The organism is Psittacicella hinzii (assembly GCF_003585885.1).
In the GTDB taxonomy this organism is placed as follows: Bacteria; Pseudomonadota; Gammaproteobacteria; order Enterobacterales; family Psittacicellaceae; genus Psittacicella.
Genome location: NZ_NRHC01000021.1, coordinates 1 through 19,079, shown reverse-complemented (window position 1 = coordinate 19,079; position 19,079 = coordinate 1). Strand labels below are relative to the sequence as shown.

Here is a 19,079-nt window from a genome sequence, read left to right as displayed (position 1 = left end):
AACTGTGCTATTGCTGAAGACAATGTCTTCTTTAGCTTTAGCGGTAACATTTCCGTTAGTTGAAGTTGCGTTTACATTAGTAGCTGTTAGGTTACCCTCGCTGCTTTCTAATGTAACTCCTTTACTTCCAGAGATGTTAGTGTTAGTTAGAGTAACGTTTTGCTTAGCTGTAACAGTTGCGTTACCGTCTGTTGCGGTAATGTTAGTACCAGTTGCAGTTAAGCTTCCGTTAGTTGCTGTTACATTTACGTCTTGTTTCGCAGTGATGTTTGTACCGTTAGTTAAGGTCACATTTTTCTCTGCTTTAACAGTTGCGCTTCCTGTAGTTGCGTTTACGGTAGCATTAGATACAGTTACGTTTCCGCCTTTTGCTTCAACGGTTACATTCGTACCTGTTACGCTTGAGTTAGCAAGAGTAACATCTTTACCTGCTGTAGCTGTAACATTACCGTTGGTAGAAGTTACGTTTACATTATTTGCAGTTAGGTTGCCCTCGCTGCTCTCTAATGTAACCCCTCTCTTACCAGAGATATTAGTGTTGGTTAGAGTAACATTTTGTTTCGCAGTAACAGTTGCGTTACCGTCAGTTGCGGTAATGTTGGTACCCGTCGCTGTTAAGTTACCACTTGTTGCAGTTACATTTACGTCCTGTTTAGCAGTGATGTTTGTACCGTTAGTTAAGGTTACATTTTTCTCTGCTTTAACAGTTGCGCTTCCTGTAGTTGCATTTACGGTAGCGTTAGACACAGTTATGTTTCCGTCTTTAGCTTCAACAGTTACATTGGTACCAGTTACGCTTGAGTTCGCAAGAGTAACATCTTTACCTGCTTCTAGGGTTGCATTAGCTGTAGCATTAACTGTTGTTTGTGCTACGGTTAAGTTACCCGTTGTTGCATTTACAGTTACATCTCTACCAGAGATATTACTGTTAGTTACGGTTACATCTGCTTTAGCTGTAATTGAGACATTACCATCTTGAGCTGTAACGTTACTACCCGTGATAGTTGCGTTACCATTGGTTGATGTCAGAGTTACATCTGTCTTCGCAGATACATTTGTACCGTTATTTAAAGTTAAGTCCTTGTCAGCTGTTAGCGTTACAGCGCCATCAGTTGCTTCAAACTTAGAGTTTGTTGAAGTTAACGAGCCGTTTGTGCTTGTTGCTTCAACTCCATCTTCTGCTGTTACATTAGTATTTGTGAAGCTAACGTTTTCTTTTGCAGTGATGGTTACTTTGTTTTCTTTTGAAGTAACGCTTGTGTTAGTAAAGCTTGCATTACCATCGGTTGAAGTAACGGCAATATTACCGGTTGCTGTAAAGTTGCTACCAGCAACGTTTACATCATCTTTGGCAGTTACAGTTAAGTTACCTTTAGCGACAACTGTGGTATCTGTAGCAGTTAGGTTACCATTGGTTGCATTAATTGCTACATCTTTACCAGAGATATTGCTGTTTACTAAAGTAATGTTACTTGCAGCTGTTAAAGCTACATCACCATCTGCAGTAACATTTGAGCCAGTTGCTGCAATGTTACCGTTGGTTGCGGTAATGTTAACGTCTTTCTTAGCAGTGATAGTAGTACCGTTTGCTAAGGTTACGTCTTTACTTGCAGTTACGTTTACGTTACCAGTAGTTGCGTTTACTTTAGTATTCGATAAGGTTGCGTTACCGTCTTTAGCCTCAACAGTTACATCAGCACCAGTTACGCTAGAGTTGGTTAGAGTAACATCTTTGCCTGCTTCTAAGGTAGCTTTATCTTTAGCGTCAACTGAAGTGTTAGCTAAAGTTAGGTTACCGTTAGTTGCATTGATCGCTACTTCGTTACCACTAACTGAGCTATTACTTAAAGTAACGTTGTCTTTAGCTTTCGCTGAAACATTTCCGTTAGTTGAAGTTACGTTAACATTAGTCGCTGTTAGGTTGCCCTCACGGCTTTCTAATGAAACTCCTTTACTTCCAGAGATATTTGTATTAGTTAAAGTAACGTTTTGTTTTGCAGTAACTGTTGCATTACCGTCTGTTGCGGTGATGTTCGTACCGGTTGCTGTTAAGCTTCCGTTTACTGCAGTTACATTTACGTCTTGTTTAGCAGTGATGTTTGTACCGTTAGTTAAGGTTACATCTTTGTCTGCTTTAACAGTTGCACTTCCTGTAGTTGCATTTACGGTAGCGTTAGATACTGTTACGTCTCCGCCTTTTGCTTCAACGGTTACATTGGTACCAGCAACACTTGAGTTATCAAGAGTTACATCTTTACCAGCTTCTAAGGTAGCGTTACCTGTTGCATTTACAGTTGTTTGAGCAACAGTTAGGTTACCGTTAGTTGCATTGATCGCTACTTCGTTACCACTGATTGCACTGTTACCTAAAGTAACGTTGTCTTTAGCTTTTGCAGAAACATTTCCGTTCGTAGAAGTTACGTTGACATTAGTAGCTGTTAGATTACCCTCACGGCTTTCTAATGTAACTCCCTTACTTCCTGAAATGTTAGTGTTGGTTAGAGTAACGTTTTGTTTTGCAGTAACTGTTGCATTACCGTCTGTTGCGGTGATGTTCGTACCGGTTGCTGTTAAGCTTCCGTTTACTGCAGTTACATTTACGTCTTGTTTAGCAGTGATGTTTGTACCGTTAGTTAAGGTTACATCTTTGTCCGCTTTAACAGTTGCGCTTCCTGTCGTTGCGTTTACGGTAGCATTAGATACAGTTATATTTCCTGATTTCGCTTCAACAGTTACATTGGTACCGGTTACGCTTGAGTTATCAAGAGCTACATCTTTACCAGCTTCTAAGGTAGCATTACCTGTTGCATTCACAGTTGTTTGAGCAACAGTTAAGTTACCATTTGTAGCGTTAACTAAAACATCTTTACCACTAATTGAGCTATTACTTAAAGTTACGTTCTTATCAGCTTTCGCTAAAACATTTCCATTTGTAGAAGTTACGTTAACATTAGTCGCTGTTAGGTTGCCCTCACGGCTCTCTAATGAAACTCCTTTACTTCCAGAGATGTTAGTGTTAGTTAGAGTAACGTTTTGTTTTGCAGTGACAGTTGCATTACCTTCAGTTGAAGTAATGTTTGTACCGGTTGCTGTTAAGCTTCCGTTAGTTGCAGTAACTGTTGCATTGTCTTTTGCAGTGATAGTTGTACCGTTGTTTAACGTTACATCTTTCTCTGCCACAACACTCACAGAACCATTTGATGAATCAAACTTAGAGTTGTTTGAAGTTACTGAACCGTTGGTACTGTTAACATCAACGCCCTCTTTACCGCTAACTGTGCTATTGTTGAAAGTAATATCGTCTTTAGCTTTAGCTGTAACATTGCCGTTAGTAGAAGTTACGTTAGCATTAGTTGCAGTTAGGTTACCCTCACGGCTTTCTAATGTAACCCCTCTATTACCAGAGATGTTAGTGTTAGTTAGAGTAATGTTTTGCTTCGCAGTAACAGTTGCATTACCGTCTGTTGCGGTGATGTTAGTACCAGTCGCAGAAAGGTTACCGTTTGTTGCAGTAACGTTAACGTCTTTCTTAGCTGTGATAGTCGTACCGTTTGCTAAGGTTACGTCTTTACTTGCAGTTACGTTTACGTTACCAGTAGTTGCATTTACTTTAGTGTTCGCTAAAGTTGCGTTACCGTCTTTAGCGTTAACGGTTACATCAGTACCAGTTACGCTAGAGTTGGTTAGAATAACGTCTTTACCAGCTTCTAGAGTTGCTGTACCTGTAGCATTAACAACAGTTTGCGTTGCTGTTAAGTTACCAGATGTTGCGTTTACAGTTACATCTTTACCTGAGATATTACTGTTCTCTAGAGTAATGTTTTTCTCAGCTTGTAAAGAAACATTACCGTCAGCTGTAACATTTGAACCTGTTGCTGAAATGTTACCCGTAGTTGCAGTAATGTTAACGTCTTTCTTAGCAGTAATTGTTGTACCGTTTGCTAAGGTTACGTCTTTACTTGCAGTTACGTTTACGTTACCAGCAGTTGCATTTACTTTAGTGTTAGCTAAAGTTGCGTTACCGTCTTTAGCATTCACGGTTACATCAGTACCGGTTACGCTAGAGTTGGTTAGAGTAACGTCTTTACCTGCTTCTAGAGTTGCAGTACCTGTAGCATTAACAACAGTTTGCGTTGCTGTTAGGTTACCAGTTGTAGCATTTACAGTTACATCTTTACCAGAGATATTACTGTTTACTAGAGTAATGTTTTTCTCTGCTTGTAAAGCAACATTACCATCTGCAGTTACATTTGAGCCTGTTGCTGAAATGTTACCCGTAGTTGCAGTAATGTTAATGTCTTTCTTAGCAGTAATTGTTGTACCGTTTGCTAAGGTTACGTCTTTACTTGCGGTTACGTTTACGTTACCGGTAGTTGCATTTACTTTAGTGTTAGCTAAAGTTGCATTACCGTCTTTAGCATTAACGGTTACATCAGTACCAGTTACGCTAGAGTTGGTTAGAGTAACGTCTTTACCTGCTTCTAGAGTAGATTTACCAGTTGCATTAACAACAGTTTGCGTTGCTGTTAAGTTACCAGTTGTTGCGTTTACAGTTACATCTTTACCAGAGATATTACTGTTTACTAGAGTAATGTCTTTCTCTGCTTGTAAAGCAACATTACCGTCAGCTGTAACATTTGAGCCTGTTGCTGAAATGTTACCCGTAGTTGCAGTAATGTTAACGTCTTTCTTAGCGGTAATTGTTGTACCGTTTGCTAAGGTTACATCTTTACTTGCAGTTACGTTTACGTTACCCGTAGTTGCGTTTGCTTTAGTGTTAGCTAAAGTTGCGTTACCGTCTTTAGCATTCACGGTTACATCAGTACCAGTTACGCTTGAGTTGGTTAAAGTAACGTCTTTACCTGCTTCTAGCGTAGCTGTACCTGTAGCGTTTACAGAGGTTTGTGTTACTGTTAAGTTACCTTTAGTTGCATTGATTGCAACGTCCTTACCACTAACAGAACTATTACTTACAGTTACATTCTGATCTGCTTTAACAGATACATCTCCATTCTTCGAAGTTACGTTAACATTAGTAGCTGTTAGGTTACCCTCACGGCTCTCTAATGAAACTCCTTTATTTCCAGAGATGTTGGTATTAGTTAGCGTAACGTTTTGCTTCGCAGTAACAGTTGCATTACCTTCAGTTGAAGTAATGTTTGTACCTGTTGCAGTTAAGCTTCCGTTAGTTGAAGTAACTGTCGCATTGTCTTTTGCAGTGATAGTTGTACCGTTATTTAGCGTTACATCTTTCTCTGCTACAACACTCACAGAACCATTTGATGAATCAAACTTCGAGTTGTTTGAAGTTACTGAACCATGGGTACTGTTAACTTCAACTCCCTCTTTACCGCTAACTGTGCTATTGCTGAAAGTAATGTCATCTTTAGCTTTCGCTGAAACCTTTCCATTAGTAGATGTTACGTTTACATTAGTAGCTGTTAGGTTACCCTCTCTACTTTCTAATGTAACCCCTTTCTTACCAGAGATGTTAGTGTTAGTTAACGTAACATTTTGTTTCGCAGTAACAGTTGCATTACCATCAGTTGCGGTGATGTTCGTACCTGTTGCAGTTAAGCTTCCGTTTACTGCAGTTACATTTACGTCCTGTTTAGCAGTGATGTTTGTACCGTTAGTTAAGGTTACATCTTTCTCTGCTTTAACAGTTGCGCTTCCTGTAGTTGCGTTTACGGTAGCATTAGATACAGTTACGTTTCCGCCTTTTGCTTCAACAGTTACATTCGTACCTGTTACGCTTGAATTAGCAAGAGTAACATCTTTACCTGCTTCTAAAGTCGCGTTACCTTTAGCGTCAACTGAAGTGTTAGCTAAAGTTAGGTTACCGTTAGTTGCATTGATCGCAACTTCGTTACCACTAATTGAGCTATTACTTAAAGTTACGTTGTCTTTAGCTTTAGCTGTAACATTTCCGTTAGTTGAAGTTACGTTAACATTAGTTGCTGTTAAGTTACCCTCACGGCTTTCTAATGTAACTCCTTTACTTCCAGAGATGTTAGTGTTTGTTAGAGTAACGTTTTGTTTTGCAGTAACTGTTGCATTACCATCAGTTGCAGTAATGTTAGTACCAGTTGCAGTTAAGCTTCCGTTTACTGCAGTTACATTTACGTCCTGTTTCGCAGTGATGTTTGTACCGTTAGTTAAGGTTACATTTTTCTCTGCTTTAACAGTAGCGCTTCCTGTAGTTGCATTTACGGTAGCGTTAGACACAGTTATATTTCCGTCTTTAGCTTCAACAGTTACATTCGTACCTGTTACGCTTGAGTTAGCAAGAGTAACATCTTTACCTGCTGTAGCTGTAACATTACCGTTGGTAGAAGTTACGTTTACATTATTTGCAGTTAGGTTGCCCTCGCTGCTCTCTAATGTAACCCCTCTCTTACCAGAGATATTAGTGTTGGTTAGAGTAACATTTTGTTTCGCAGTAACAGTTGCGTTACCGTCAGTTGCGGTAATGTTGGTACCCGTCGCTGTTAAGTTACCACTTGTTGCAGTTACATTTACGTCCTGTTTAGCAGTGATGTTTGTACCGTTAGTTAAGGTTACATTTTTCTCTGCTTTAACAGTTGCGCTTCCTGTAGTTGCATTTACGGTAGCGTTAGACACAGTTATGTTTCCGTCTTTAGCTTCAACAGTTGCATTCGTACCTGTTACGCTTGAATTCGCAAGAGTAACATCTTTACCAGCTTTAGCTGTAACATTTCCGTTAGTTGAAGTTACGTTAACATTATTAGCTGTTAGGTTGCCCTCACGGCTTTCTAATGAAACTCCTTTACTTCCAGAGATGTTAGTATTAGTCAGATTAACGTTTTGTTTCGCAGTAACAGTTGCATTACCGTCGGTTGCGGTGATATTCGTTCCTGTTGCAGTTAGGTTACCGCTTGTTGCCGTAACATTTACGTCCTGTTTTGCAGTGATGTTTGTACCGTTAGTTAAGGTTACATCTTTCTCTGCTTTAACAGTTGCGCTTCCTGTAGTTGCATTTACGGTAGCGTTAGATACAGTTACGTTTCCACCTTTCGCTTCAACGGTTACATTAGTACCGGTTATGCTTGAGTTAGCAAGAGTAACATCTTTACCAGCTTTCGCTGTAACATTTCCGTTAGTTGAGGTTACGTTAACATCTGTAGCTGTTAGGTTGCCCTCACGGCTTTCTAATGTAACTCCTTTACTTCCCGAGATGTTAGTGTTAGTTAGCGTAACATTTTGTTTTGCAGTAACAGTTGCATTACCGTCTGTTGCGGTGATATTAGCACCTGTTGCTGTTAAGTTACCGCTTGTTGCCGTAACATTTACGTCCTGTTTAGCAGTGATGTTTGTGCCATTAGTTAAATTTACATTTTTCTCTGCTTTAACAGTTGCGCTTCCTGTAGTTGCATTTACGGTAGCGTTAGATACAGTTACGTTTCCTGATTTAGCTTCAACGGTTACATTAGTACCGGTTACGCTTGAGTTAGCAAGAGTAACATCTTTACCTGCTTCTAGGGTTGCGTTAGCTGTAGCGTTAATTGTTGTTTGCGCTACAGTTAAGTTACCCGTACTTGCGTTAACGGTAACATTGTTACCCGAGATATTACTGTTAGTTACGGTAATATCCTGTTTAGCATTGATTGCAACATTACCTTTCTCGGTAGTTACATTTGAACCAATAATGGTTGCATTACCTTTTGTTGAGGTTAGAGCAACATCTTTATCAGCTGTTACTTTAGTACCGTTGTTTAGCGCGAGGTCTTTATCTGCAGTTAAGCTAATTGCTCCCTCCGCAGCTGTAAAGGTAGAGTTATTGGCAGTTAAAGCGCCATTGGTGCTGTTAACTTCAACTCCAGTTTTACCGCTTACGCTACTATTGGCAATAGTAATATCGTCTTTGGCAGTAAGAGTTGTTGATCCCTCTGCTGAAGTTAAACTTGAGTTGTCTAGCGTTAAAGTAGCATTGGTACTATTAACTGCTACTCCTTGCTTACCAGCAAGAGTAGCGTTAGCAATGATAATTGCCTCTTTCGCTTGAACACTTGCATTCCCTGCAGTTGAAGTCATGTTTACACGACTAAAGCTTGCGCTACCATTGCTCGATACTGCAGTGATATTACCAGAGGCAACAAAGTTTCCGTCTGTTAAGCTAATATTTTCTTTTGCCGTTAGGTTTAAGTTACCTGAAGCAGAAACGTTAGTTTGCTCTGCAGTTAAACTACCGTTTACGGCATTCATGGTTACGTTTGTCCCAGAGATATTGCTGTTGGTAATTGCAATATCTTTCTCTGCTTTAATCGTAACGTTACCGTTATCTGTAGTTACATTAGAACCAGTGATAGTTGCGTTACCTTTAGTCGCAGTAAGCGCAACATCATCTCTTGCAGAGATATTTGTTCCGTTATTTAACGTTAAATCTTTATCAGCAGTTAGGCTAACTGCGCCCTCTTTTGCGACAAAGATAGTGTTGTTTGAAGTTAATGAGCCATTACTGCTACTTGCAGTAATACCTTTTTTACCAACAACCGTAGAGTTTGCGAGAGTAATGTCTTCTTTGGCAGTTAGTTGAACTGTACCCTCTGTTGCTGATAGAGTTGAGTTAGTTGTGGTTAAAGCACCGTCGCTAGTATCAACAGTTACGCCGGTTTTACCTGCTAGCGTACTATTGTCCAGAGAGATATCTTCTTTGGCAGTAAGCGAAGCTTTACCATTTACTGCAGTTGCGTTTACTTTGTCTAAACTTGCGCTACCGTTACTTGTAGCTAAAGTTAAATTGTTGCCTGCGGTAAAGTTACCTGTAGCTAAGCTAATGTTCTCTTTTGCAGTAACGGTTAAATTACCACTTGCTTGTACATTAGTAGTACTTGCTGTTAGGTTACCATTAGTTGCCGTAAGCGCTACTTCACTACCAGAGATATTGGTGTTACCTAAAGTAAGGTTGTTAGTTGCGCTTAAGTTAACATTACCAGTTGCGCTTACATTACTGTCAGTTGCACTGATACTTTGTCCAGCAACAATAGTTGCATTTGCTGTAGCTTGTACCTTGCTGTTGTTTTGTAAAACAACATCTTTAGTTGCACTTACGTTTACGCTACCAGCTGTTGCATTTAAGCTAGCGTTGGTTAAAGTAACATTACCGTCTTTAGCAACTGCAGTTACATTCGTACCTGTAGCATTGGTATTAGTTAACGTTAGGTTTTTCCCTGCTTCTAAAGTTGCATTACTGCTTGCAGTTAACCCCACATTAGTAGCGGTTAAATTACCTGTAGTTGCATTTACACTTACATCTTTACCTGAAACTTTAGCGTTAGATAAAGTAACATTATTTTGTGCAGTTAAAGAGGTATCACCTTGACTTGAAGCTAGGGTTGCATTAGCAACAGTTAAGTTACCCTCTTGGCTAGTTAGACTTACGTCTTTAGCTCCCGAGATGTTACTGTTATCAATACTTACGTTACTTTTAGCAGTAATTGCTACTTCGGCAGTATGCGAAGTAATGTTAGTACCAACAATTGTTGCATTACCATTAGTTGCCGTTAGAGTAACTTCTTTTTGTGCGGTTACATAGGTACCATTGTCAAGAGTAACGTCTTTGTTAGCTTCAAGAGTTGCACAACCAGTTGCTGCTGATAAAGCTGAGTTTGCTAAAGATAGCGAACCAGCTGTACTATTTAAACTAACATTACCGTTTGCGGTGAGGTTAGTGTCGCTTAAGCTTACATCTTGTTGTGCAGTAACATTAGCGTTACCTTTGCTGGTAGTAAGCTGTGAGTTTGCTAGTGTTGCATTACCTGCTTTGGCAGTAACAACAAGATCACCTTGAGATGTAGCGTTAACGTTAGTTACAGCAACATCTTTACCTGCTTCTAGAGTTAAGTTACCGGTGGTTGCAGTTAGACCTGCGTCACTTACACTTAAGTTACCTGAAGTTGCCGTTAAGTTAACACCTTTATTTGCTGAGATATTACCTTGACTAAAGGTGATGTCTTGTTCAGCCACAACTGAAGCATTACCTGCAGTTGAAGTTAAGTTAACCCCACTAAATGAAGCGTTACCTGCTTTTGCCGTAACAGTTAGATCACCATTTGCACTTGCGTTTGCGTTAGTAACCTCAACATCTTTGCCTGCTTCTAGGGTTAAGTTACCGGTTGTTGCCGTTAAGTTAGCGTCGCTTACGCTTAAGTTACCTGCAGTTGCAGTTAAGTTAACTCCCTTGTTTGCTGAGATATTACCTTGACTAAAGGTGATATCTTGTCCAGCCACAACTGAAGCATTACCTGCTGTTGAAGTTAAATTAACCCCGCTAAATGAAGCGTTACCAGCTTTTGCGGTAACAGTTAGGTCACCTTGCGCACTTGCGTTAGCGTTAGTAACCTCAACATCTTGTCCTGCATCTAGCGTTAGGTTACCGGTAGTTGCGGTTAAGTTAGCGTCGCTTACGCTTAAGTTACCTGCAGTTGCAGTTAAGTTAACACCTTTATCCGCAGAGATATTACCTTGACTAAAGGTGATATCTTGTTCAGCCACAACTGAAGCATTACCTGCAGTTGAAGTTAAGTTAACCCCACTAAATGAAGCATTCCCTGCTTTTGCCGTAACTGTAAGGTCACCTTGTGATGTAAAGCTTGCGTTGCTTACGGTTACATTTTGGGTAGCACTTGCAGTTAAGTTACCAGTGCGGGCAGTTAAGGTTACATTCGCAAGATCTAGTGAACCAGCTGTCGCATTTACAAGAAGGTTTTTAGCAGCAGTAACATTTGCGTTAGTTGCAGTGATGTTTGCGCCGACTAAGGCAACATTGGCATTAGTTGAAGTAACGTTAGTTGCGTTTAACGTTAAGTTTTGACTAGCGGTAACAGTAACATCACCTACGGTTGCGTTAACAGTGGTGTTTGTTAGGTTAATGTTCGTTGCTGTTGCATTTACTGCAGAACCTCTGATTTGCGTATTAGTTGCATTGAGGTTCTGGGTAGCAACAATACCTACGGTATTGGTTGCATTTAACGAAGCATTTAACTCAATGTTATTAGCAGTAATGTTAATTGAACGAGCAGCAACTACTTGCGAAGCATTCGAGATATTTACTGTTCCAGACGGTGCAGCTAAGTTAACATCACGTGCTGAACTAATTGAACTGTTACTTAGGTCAACTTTGCTATTACCGCGTAGATTAACATCAGCGTTATTACTACCAGTTGTAGTTAAGCGTGAGTCTGTTACGTTTAACGCATTAGTTGCTTCATTACCTAGCGAGATCTCACTGTCAGTTGCGGTTAAGCTACTGTTGTGAACAGCAATAGCTGCTCCACGAGCAATTACCGCTTGTCCACTCACCTCTGTGCTATTTAAACTTGTTGCCGTAGTTGCGTTAAAAGTAACATTACCTGATTTAGAGTTAAGATTACTTCTATTTGCTGATACTACTGCAGCAGTTAAAGTTGCACCAGTTGAAGCATTTACGTCAACATTGTTGAGGCGTAAGCCAGTTTTTGCTGTCAGTATAGTTTGTTCTGTACTGTTCAGACTAGAGTCTAAAATTTGCATTACTGAACCTGCAGTTGCGTTAATGTTTTTCGCTTGAACTGCACTTTGACGGTTAATGTTAACTAAACCGCTTGAGGTTAAAGTAGTGTTACCTGTTGAGGTAAAAGTACCATTAAGGATCGAAATTGACGCACCTTTGGTAGTAATGTCAGCACCTGCTGTTACATTAGTGCCACGACTATAGAAAGTTTGTCCTGCAGCGTTTAAGGTAACATTACCAGTTGCCACAATCGTAGAGTTGTGGTTGTCAATTTTGCCAGCAAAACTTACTTCGGCACCAGAAACATTGGTGTTTTTGGTGATAATTGACGCAGAAGTTAAGTTGGTGTTTGCGGTTGAACTAATGTTACTGTTGTTAACCTCAATCTTGTTAGTACCTACTAGTAAGGTTGAACCTGCAGAGGTACCTACGCTCGAGTTAGTTAAAGTTAACTCGGCATGGGCAGTTAAGTTTGTACCTTTAGCTGAAGAGAGATTAGATGCATTAGCAACTACATCTCCCTCGGTTGAGTTAACGCTGAGGTAATTAGCTGCACTAATATTTGTATTCTCTAGGTTTAGATTACCTTTAGCAGTGAGAGATGCCGAGTTTGCGGTTGAAGTAACATTGGTGTCAGTTAAGGTTAGAGCACCGTTTGCTACAGACAGAGTTACCGCTTCTTGTCCGCTTAGGTTACTTGCTTGAGCAGTAAATCCTTGGTAGGCTTCTACTGTAAGGTTACCTGCATTTGCGCTTAACGTAGTGTTAGTCGCATTTACATAACCTGAAGTTGCATTAACTTCGAGGTTCTTAGCTGCGACAACTGCACTATTATTTGCGCTTACATTAGCACCAACTAGAGAGACATTCGCAACTGCTGCGCGGATAATGGTGCTATTAAGCTCAAGGTTTGCACTTGCGTTTAAGTCTAAATCACCTTGAGTTGCATTTAGCGCGCTGTTGGTAAAGTTAATGCTTCTCGCTTTAACTGCAACTGTACCAGCACTAATGTTGGTGTTTACACCATTAACATTTGCAGAAGCGTTAATGCCCACTGATTGCGTTGCGTTTAAAGTTGCATTTAACTCTACTTGAGCTGAAGTAATGTTAATTGAACGACCAGCTTCAATTGTTGAAGCATTCGAGATATTTACTATGCCTGTTGGTGAAGCTAGGTTAACATCACGTCCAGCAGAGATTGTACTGTTGCTAAAGTTTACATAGTTATTACCACGTAAGTTCACATCACCCGCAGTTGCATTACCAGCTACTAGCTTCGAGTCTTTAACATTAACATACGTAGTATCAGCGTTACCTAGAGAGATCTCGCTAGTAGTTGCGTTAAATGAACTGTTGCTTAGGTTAAGTGTTTGTCCACGAACAATTAGAGCTTGACCACTTAAGTTCGCATTGGTAAAGCATGCTAAGGTTGAAGCGTTAACTGTAACATTGGCTTCTTTAGAGGTAATGTTACTGTTTTGGTTAACACGAATTGCATTGGCAGTTACATTTACGCTACCATTTGCAGTAATTGACGTGTTGTTTACTTGTAAATAATGGTTAGAGCCAGAACCTGCTGTTAAGGTAACAGTTTTGTTACTTGTAACTTGTGAGTTTCTGAAGTTAAGAAGCGTTGCCGCTGTAGCATTGAGGCTACCAACTTTTACTTTGAAACCATTAAAGTTAACGAAATCAGTCGAAGTAACGTTAGCGTTATCTTTGACTGTTAAGTTACCGGTAATAAAACTCGTTCTATTACCCTTAGCTGTAAAGTTCGTACCTGCACTTAAATTAGTGTTACGTACATAGATGAGCGCATCGCCTGATTCTAAACTTAAAGCTGCACTTGCGTTAATCGTTGAATGTAACGTATTTACTTTACCTTTGTAGTTAACGTTTGTCCCCGCAACATTTGCATGGATATTAGAAATTTCTGTTGCAGTAAAGTTCGTAAACATTTTTGCTGAAACATTAGCAAAGTTCGTAATGTTTATTGCACTTCTTGCGGTTAGGTTCAGTGAACCAGTTTGCGCTGTTAGATTCGAACTACTTATAGTAATTGACGAATTACTTGAAACTAAGTCAGCATTATTACTTGCAGTTAAGTTTGATCCAGCTGTTTGGATACCCTCTTTAGCTACAAGAGTAAGATTACCCGAAGTTACCGTCAGATTTGTTTTAGAGATATTAGCAGTACCTGCAGTAGCATTTACTTGCAGCAGTTGAATAGCTGTTACATTCGCTTGCGTAAGCGTTACATTATTCCCACTTAGAGTTAAATTCGTTTTACTTGCTTTAACCTCTGAAGCAGTAATACTTAGGTTGTTAATTGCCTTGGCAATTAAGTCTTTAGTTGTGGCATTCAGAAGAGAATCTTGTAGATTAACGTTAGTCGCACTAATGTTAATCTCTTGCCCTTTGACTTTAGTTAAACGAGCATTTACCTCATCAGCTTGTACAAGTACATTTTCTGAAGCAGTTAAACTTGAGTTATGTAACAGAATTGAACTTTGTGCACTTGCACCAGCTTCTCCACTAGTTCCTGTTCCTGAACTTACATCTGCAACCTGTCCTTTTAACGTAATGTTTTGCGCACTAAAATTAGTACGATTAGCAACAAGCGCTGGGGTGGTTAGATTTAAATCAGTGAATGCGCTTAGGTTAGCACTGTTTAAATTTATTGACGCCTCTCCATAGAGAGTGGTTGTGCTTGTTGTACTATTGATTGAGCTGTTAGTAACATTAATATGCTGTTTAGCATAAACTTCAGTTTGTGCTGTTGCTGTGATGTTACTATCTTCAATTTTGACGCTATTTGTCGCAGCACTTAAGTTAACGTGATTACCGGTAACTTTTGCACCATTGGTTACATTGACAAAACGAGTAGCATTGATAAAGGTATTGCTGGTTGCACAAACATTAGCGCCATTGGCAATATCTATATCAGTGGCATTTAAAGTCGTATTTGCAGCTGACTTAACCGTTGCATTATCTACAATTATCTCTCTACTAGAGATAATTGTGCCCTGGCTAGAGTTAACTATAGCCAGGGCACAATTATCTCTCTACTAGAGATAATTGTGCCCTGGCTAGAGTTAACTATAGCGCCATTGCGTACCGCAGTACCGTTGGTAGCTACAATGCTTGTGTTAGTTGCATTGAGCAGTGACTTACTTTCAATACTTGCAGTAGTTACTTGTAAAGTTAGATTGTTAGCTGCGCTTAAGTTACTACTATTCGAAATAGTAGTTGCATTAGCAACTAAATCTAAGTTCTTACGAGCGTAGAATTTCGACGCGTTTAAGTTAGTAGTGTTAAAACTTACACTTACATTAGTTGCATTTAAGCTTGCGTTATTGGCCGTAAAGCTTCCAGCTTGAGCTGTTTGCTCTGCTAATCCAATATTGCCCGTAGCTTGGAGGATAGTGTTATTTAACTCAAGATTATTGGTAGTGATGTTTAAATCACGACCGGCAACTAGCTTACCACCATTACTATTGTTAATTTTTATCTGGCCGTTAGTTAAGGTGTAAGGACGGGCAGCCGTAGTTAAGTTAAGGTCTACAGTTGCATTTAAGCTAGAGTTTGTAACTAAGATTTCAGTTGTACCACTAACACTTACGTTCCCAGTGGTTGATTTAAAACTTGAGTTACTTAGGTTAATGCTTTGGCTTGAGTTATTACCAACTTCAAGATCGGCTTTTGTAGTTAAGTTACTACTGTGGGTATTAACTGTTGTACCTAGTAGTACAGCTGTAGTTGCTGAATTTAACGTAGAGGTAGTAAAGTCTACAGTTGAAGCTGCGCTAAGACTGATAAAACCAGTATTAGATACTAAGTTAGAGTTATTAAACTGAAGATTACCCGTACCTCCAGAACTAATCACAAGGTTATCTTCAGCTGTTACATTAGTTGAATCAAATGATAAGTTACTTGAAACCTTACTAAAGGTTACATTTCCTCCAGCTGTAAAGTTACTGTAGTTAACATTACTGAAAACATAACCAACAATATTAAAGGTTATATTTCCTTTAATATTTCTGGTTGTTACGTTAGAAGCATTAAACCTTAATCCAGTTGCATCAATATCTTTAAAGTCTTGCAGCGTAAGATTATCTAAGGTTATAAACGGATAAATAGCTCCCTTACCATCTGTATTACTGATGTTAAGAGTGCTACTTGCATTGCTAATACCTTTGAAAGTAGAGTTATCTAGATTAATATTAGTTCGGCTTGAACCAAGAAGAGAAATACTCTCTCCACTTAGTAAGCTTCTACTGAAGTTTAAAGCGCTGTTACTGATTACTACCAGATCTTCTTTAGCTGATAGATTTGCTCTATTCCCTATAAATGAGCCAATAGTTACATTTAAGTCTAATTTTTTGTTAGCTGATAAATTAGAGCCAGTTACCGTAAAGGTTCCGTTGGCAACCGCTACACCTAAGTTTTGATTAGCGGTAAAGTTAGAGTTATTAACGGTTAAACTACCATCTGATTTCGTAATAGAAATATTACCGGTGGTAGAGTTTAATGTAGTTCTATTAATAGTCGCTAAATTCCCGCTAATAATATTTAGAACTATATCTCCGGTAACATTCTCGGTTGAGGTATTTGTTGCATTAAATTGGTAAGCTGTGAGAGAAACTTCAGAAAGGTTCTTGAAACTTACATTATTGAGAGTTACCGCTGTATAGTTATTGCTCGAAAATGCAGCAATATTTAACGCGGCACTTGCTGTGCTACCTTGGATATTAACATTGGTTAAATTAATTGGAGTGTTATCACCCTCCTGGTATGAACCAAAGATGTTAATTGTTCCGCCTCCAGTAATGGAAGTATTACTACCATTAATTAATACCCCTCTAGGAGAGATTAAGTAGATATCTCCTTTTGCCGTAATGCTACTGTTACCTACAAATCTTAAAGCATGATCTGTTGACCTAGTTGCGCACACTGTGATGTTAAGAGCTCCACCTGAGTTTAAGGTTGAGTTATTAATCGTTGCTCGCCAACTGGTGTTAACAATAAGGAATTGAGTGGTCGTGATGCTAGAGTTATTCATAGCTAACTGCGCACCAATGTTCGCATTTAAGCTACGGATCTGAATGTTAGAATTAGTTAAGTTAAAGTACAGACCTGATTGATCAGAGCTTAAACGCACCAATCTAAAACGGACATCTGATGTAAAGTTTGAATGCCAAAAGGTATAGTTACCTGTCTTAAAATCTAATACGTTACTGCTATTTGAAGGAGTAAAATTCTGTACTTTATAAAAAGTAATACTCAAGTTTGTACGAATTGAAACGCTACTATTATTTAAGACTTCACTTAATTTATCCGAGTAAATGAAATTGGCAGTTGTTGGTTTCTCGGGGTAGTACCAACCGATGTAAATATTGGAGGTGGGGGTGAGGTCACTACTTGCTGTGAGCTTATAAAAAGTAATTGCCTCTGCTTTCATCGTCTCGTTATCAACGATAATTGCATGCGCAGGGTCAATTAACCAATTACCTACAGTACCGTAGGTTGAATCTGTTTTTACATTAATATTGTCTAGGAGGTTAATGTAGTTTGCCGAAGTTTCTACAAAACCACCATTACCATAAACCGAAGTCGCTAAAAATGTCCCGTCATAAAAAGCTGTGTTACCCCAAGCAATTGCTGTACCAGCATCTCCGCCAGTACCAGAAACATTTACTACTGCTTGAGTATCCATTCCTAGCATCTTCGCTAGTTTTTTCTCACCAGTTCCCTCTTGGTCACCACCAAGGTAAACTGTCCCCCCTTGATTTCCAGAAGCATCAATTAGGGCATTGTTCTCTAAAACAACTAAGTCACCTAGTACAGTAACATTACCCCCAACCCCTGTAGAGTTAGAGACGTTAATCGTACCATTAACCACAACCATCGCTGACTGGCAAGCGTAGTTATTAGCTAATTGACTATTGTTGAGGCTAATGTCTTGCATTACCTCTGCTTCAGAGGCACCATAAAGAACCACTTCTCCCGAAGCGGTTATACTTGTTTGTTGTGCTGAACTTGTCCCTGAAATAATGTCAACAAAAGAAACAGGGTCTTGGTTATAGCCGTGTGAGATCTTGTTCGCTAGTAAAACTGCACGTTTAGCAACAATTTCACCAAGGTTAACTGCTTTATTGTCAGCCGTAACTTTATAAGAAATGAGGGGGTTATCAAGATCTTGGATGGTAATTGACTGCCCTGCTAAAAGGTAAATTGTGCCGTTTTTAGCTTCAAGAATACCAGTGTTAAGAACTTTACCACCAACTAGAGCTAAAGTGCCGTCTTCAGCAACTTTAATCATCCCTTGGTTTATTACCGAGGTAATAGCCTTGTCTTTTTCTTGATTAAAAACGTAATTACCTTTAAGAAAATCTGCATCGCTCAGATCTAAAGTTGAAGCTACCAATGAAGCTACATCAACCTTTGCATGTTCACCAAAGACAATCCCAGCTGGGTTTACAATAAAAACTTTACCGTTTGATTGTAATGTCCCAAGAATTTGCGTGAGTTCCCCTCCTAACACGCGGTTTAGGACAGCAGAATCAGAACTTTGTTGTAAGAACTTAACAATCTCATCAGATTGGATATTGAATTTTTGCCAGTTGATTATTGCGTTCGGCGAGTTAGCAATACTTGTTACCGCGCCATTAGTAACAACATTTACATAACCATTTACCACGTTCATGCCTGAACGTGGTTCTACTGCTAGAGAATTTGCCGTTAGCAGTAAAGCCGAGGCTGGTAAGGCAAAGGTATTAAGAAGTGTACAAAGACGTTGGAGTGACAGGGCGGGTTGCCAGGAGTCTTTGTGGTTTGTCGAAGCGGTTATCGCATTAGTTGCCAGTTCAGAAACGGCATCTAAGGATAAAGTGCGACGGTTAAACTTTAATTTATAGATAGAATTCATTAAAATTTACCAATATGTGTGTTTATTGTGGTGAATCTTTGCTTTTAAATTTTAAGGCAAACTCAAGATATTACTTGAGCACCTTTTTTATATTCATTGAATAACTGTCTTGGTCTGATTCAAGGTTGTCTAAGGGTCAAAACCTTGAGTTTGGTCTTAAATTTAAAAGGTAAAGCACGAAATACACAAAAACCTTTACCAGGAAAGTTCTCAAGAGAAAACTTCTAGATTGTTTTCTTTTTAAGAAACCTGCCCTAGAAATTGGTAAATGTTTTTGCTAAAAAAATGATATTTGCACATGCAAAATAAATTTTACATGGTTTTAATATTATATATCGAAGCCCTTTCATTTTTGTAAAAAATTACATACTAATGCCCTTAAAAAGATAAAAATTTTACCAGTATAAAACAACTAAGTTCCTAAAATACACTAGGCTAGGAACTGGTAAAACAATTTTGCAGTCAAAGAGAGATTAAAAAATAAAGCTCCTTTGCTTAGTTTTACCTACAAGAGAGGGGTTAAAAGACTAGAAAACATCTTAATTTTTGTAACCAAAAGCTCTGTGCTCTATATCCTTTGTTCTTCTAGGATAGATTTGTTCTTCTAGGATAGATTTGTTCTTCTGGCTTTACTCTTCT

General features: G+C 39.1%; 3 protein-coding genes. 1 reads left to right on the top strand and 2 read right to left on the bottom strand.

All coding sequences use genetic code 11. From position 1 onward, the window contains the following. Window positions 1-13,470, bottom strand: a 13,470-nt coding sequence (locus CKF54_RS02000) for a beta strand repeat-containing protein (protein WP_147396803.1), incomplete at its 3' end; no start/stop codon positions are given. Window positions 13,471-13,846: 376 nt separating this feature from the next. Between CKF54_RS02000 and CKF54_RS01990 the strand changes: the two genes are divergently transcribed. Continuing rightward, on the top strand, window positions 13,847-14,209 hold the full coding sequence (locus CKF54_RS01990; protein WP_147396802.1) for a hypothetical protein: 363 nt from the start codon (window positions 13,847-13,849) through the stop codon (window positions 14,207-14,209). A gap of 343 nt (window positions 14,210-14,552) precedes the next feature. On the opposite strand, the gene CKF54_RS01985 is transcribed toward CKF54_RS01990, so the two are convergent. Beyond that, window positions 14,553-18,440 (bottom strand): filamentous hemagglutinin N-terminal domain-containing protein, encoded by a 3,888-nt coding sequence (locus tag CKF54_RS01985; RefSeq protein ID WP_119524611.1) that lies wholly within the window; start codon window positions 18,438-18,440, stop codon window positions 14,553-14,555. Window positions 18,441-19,079: the final 639 nt, after the last annotated feature.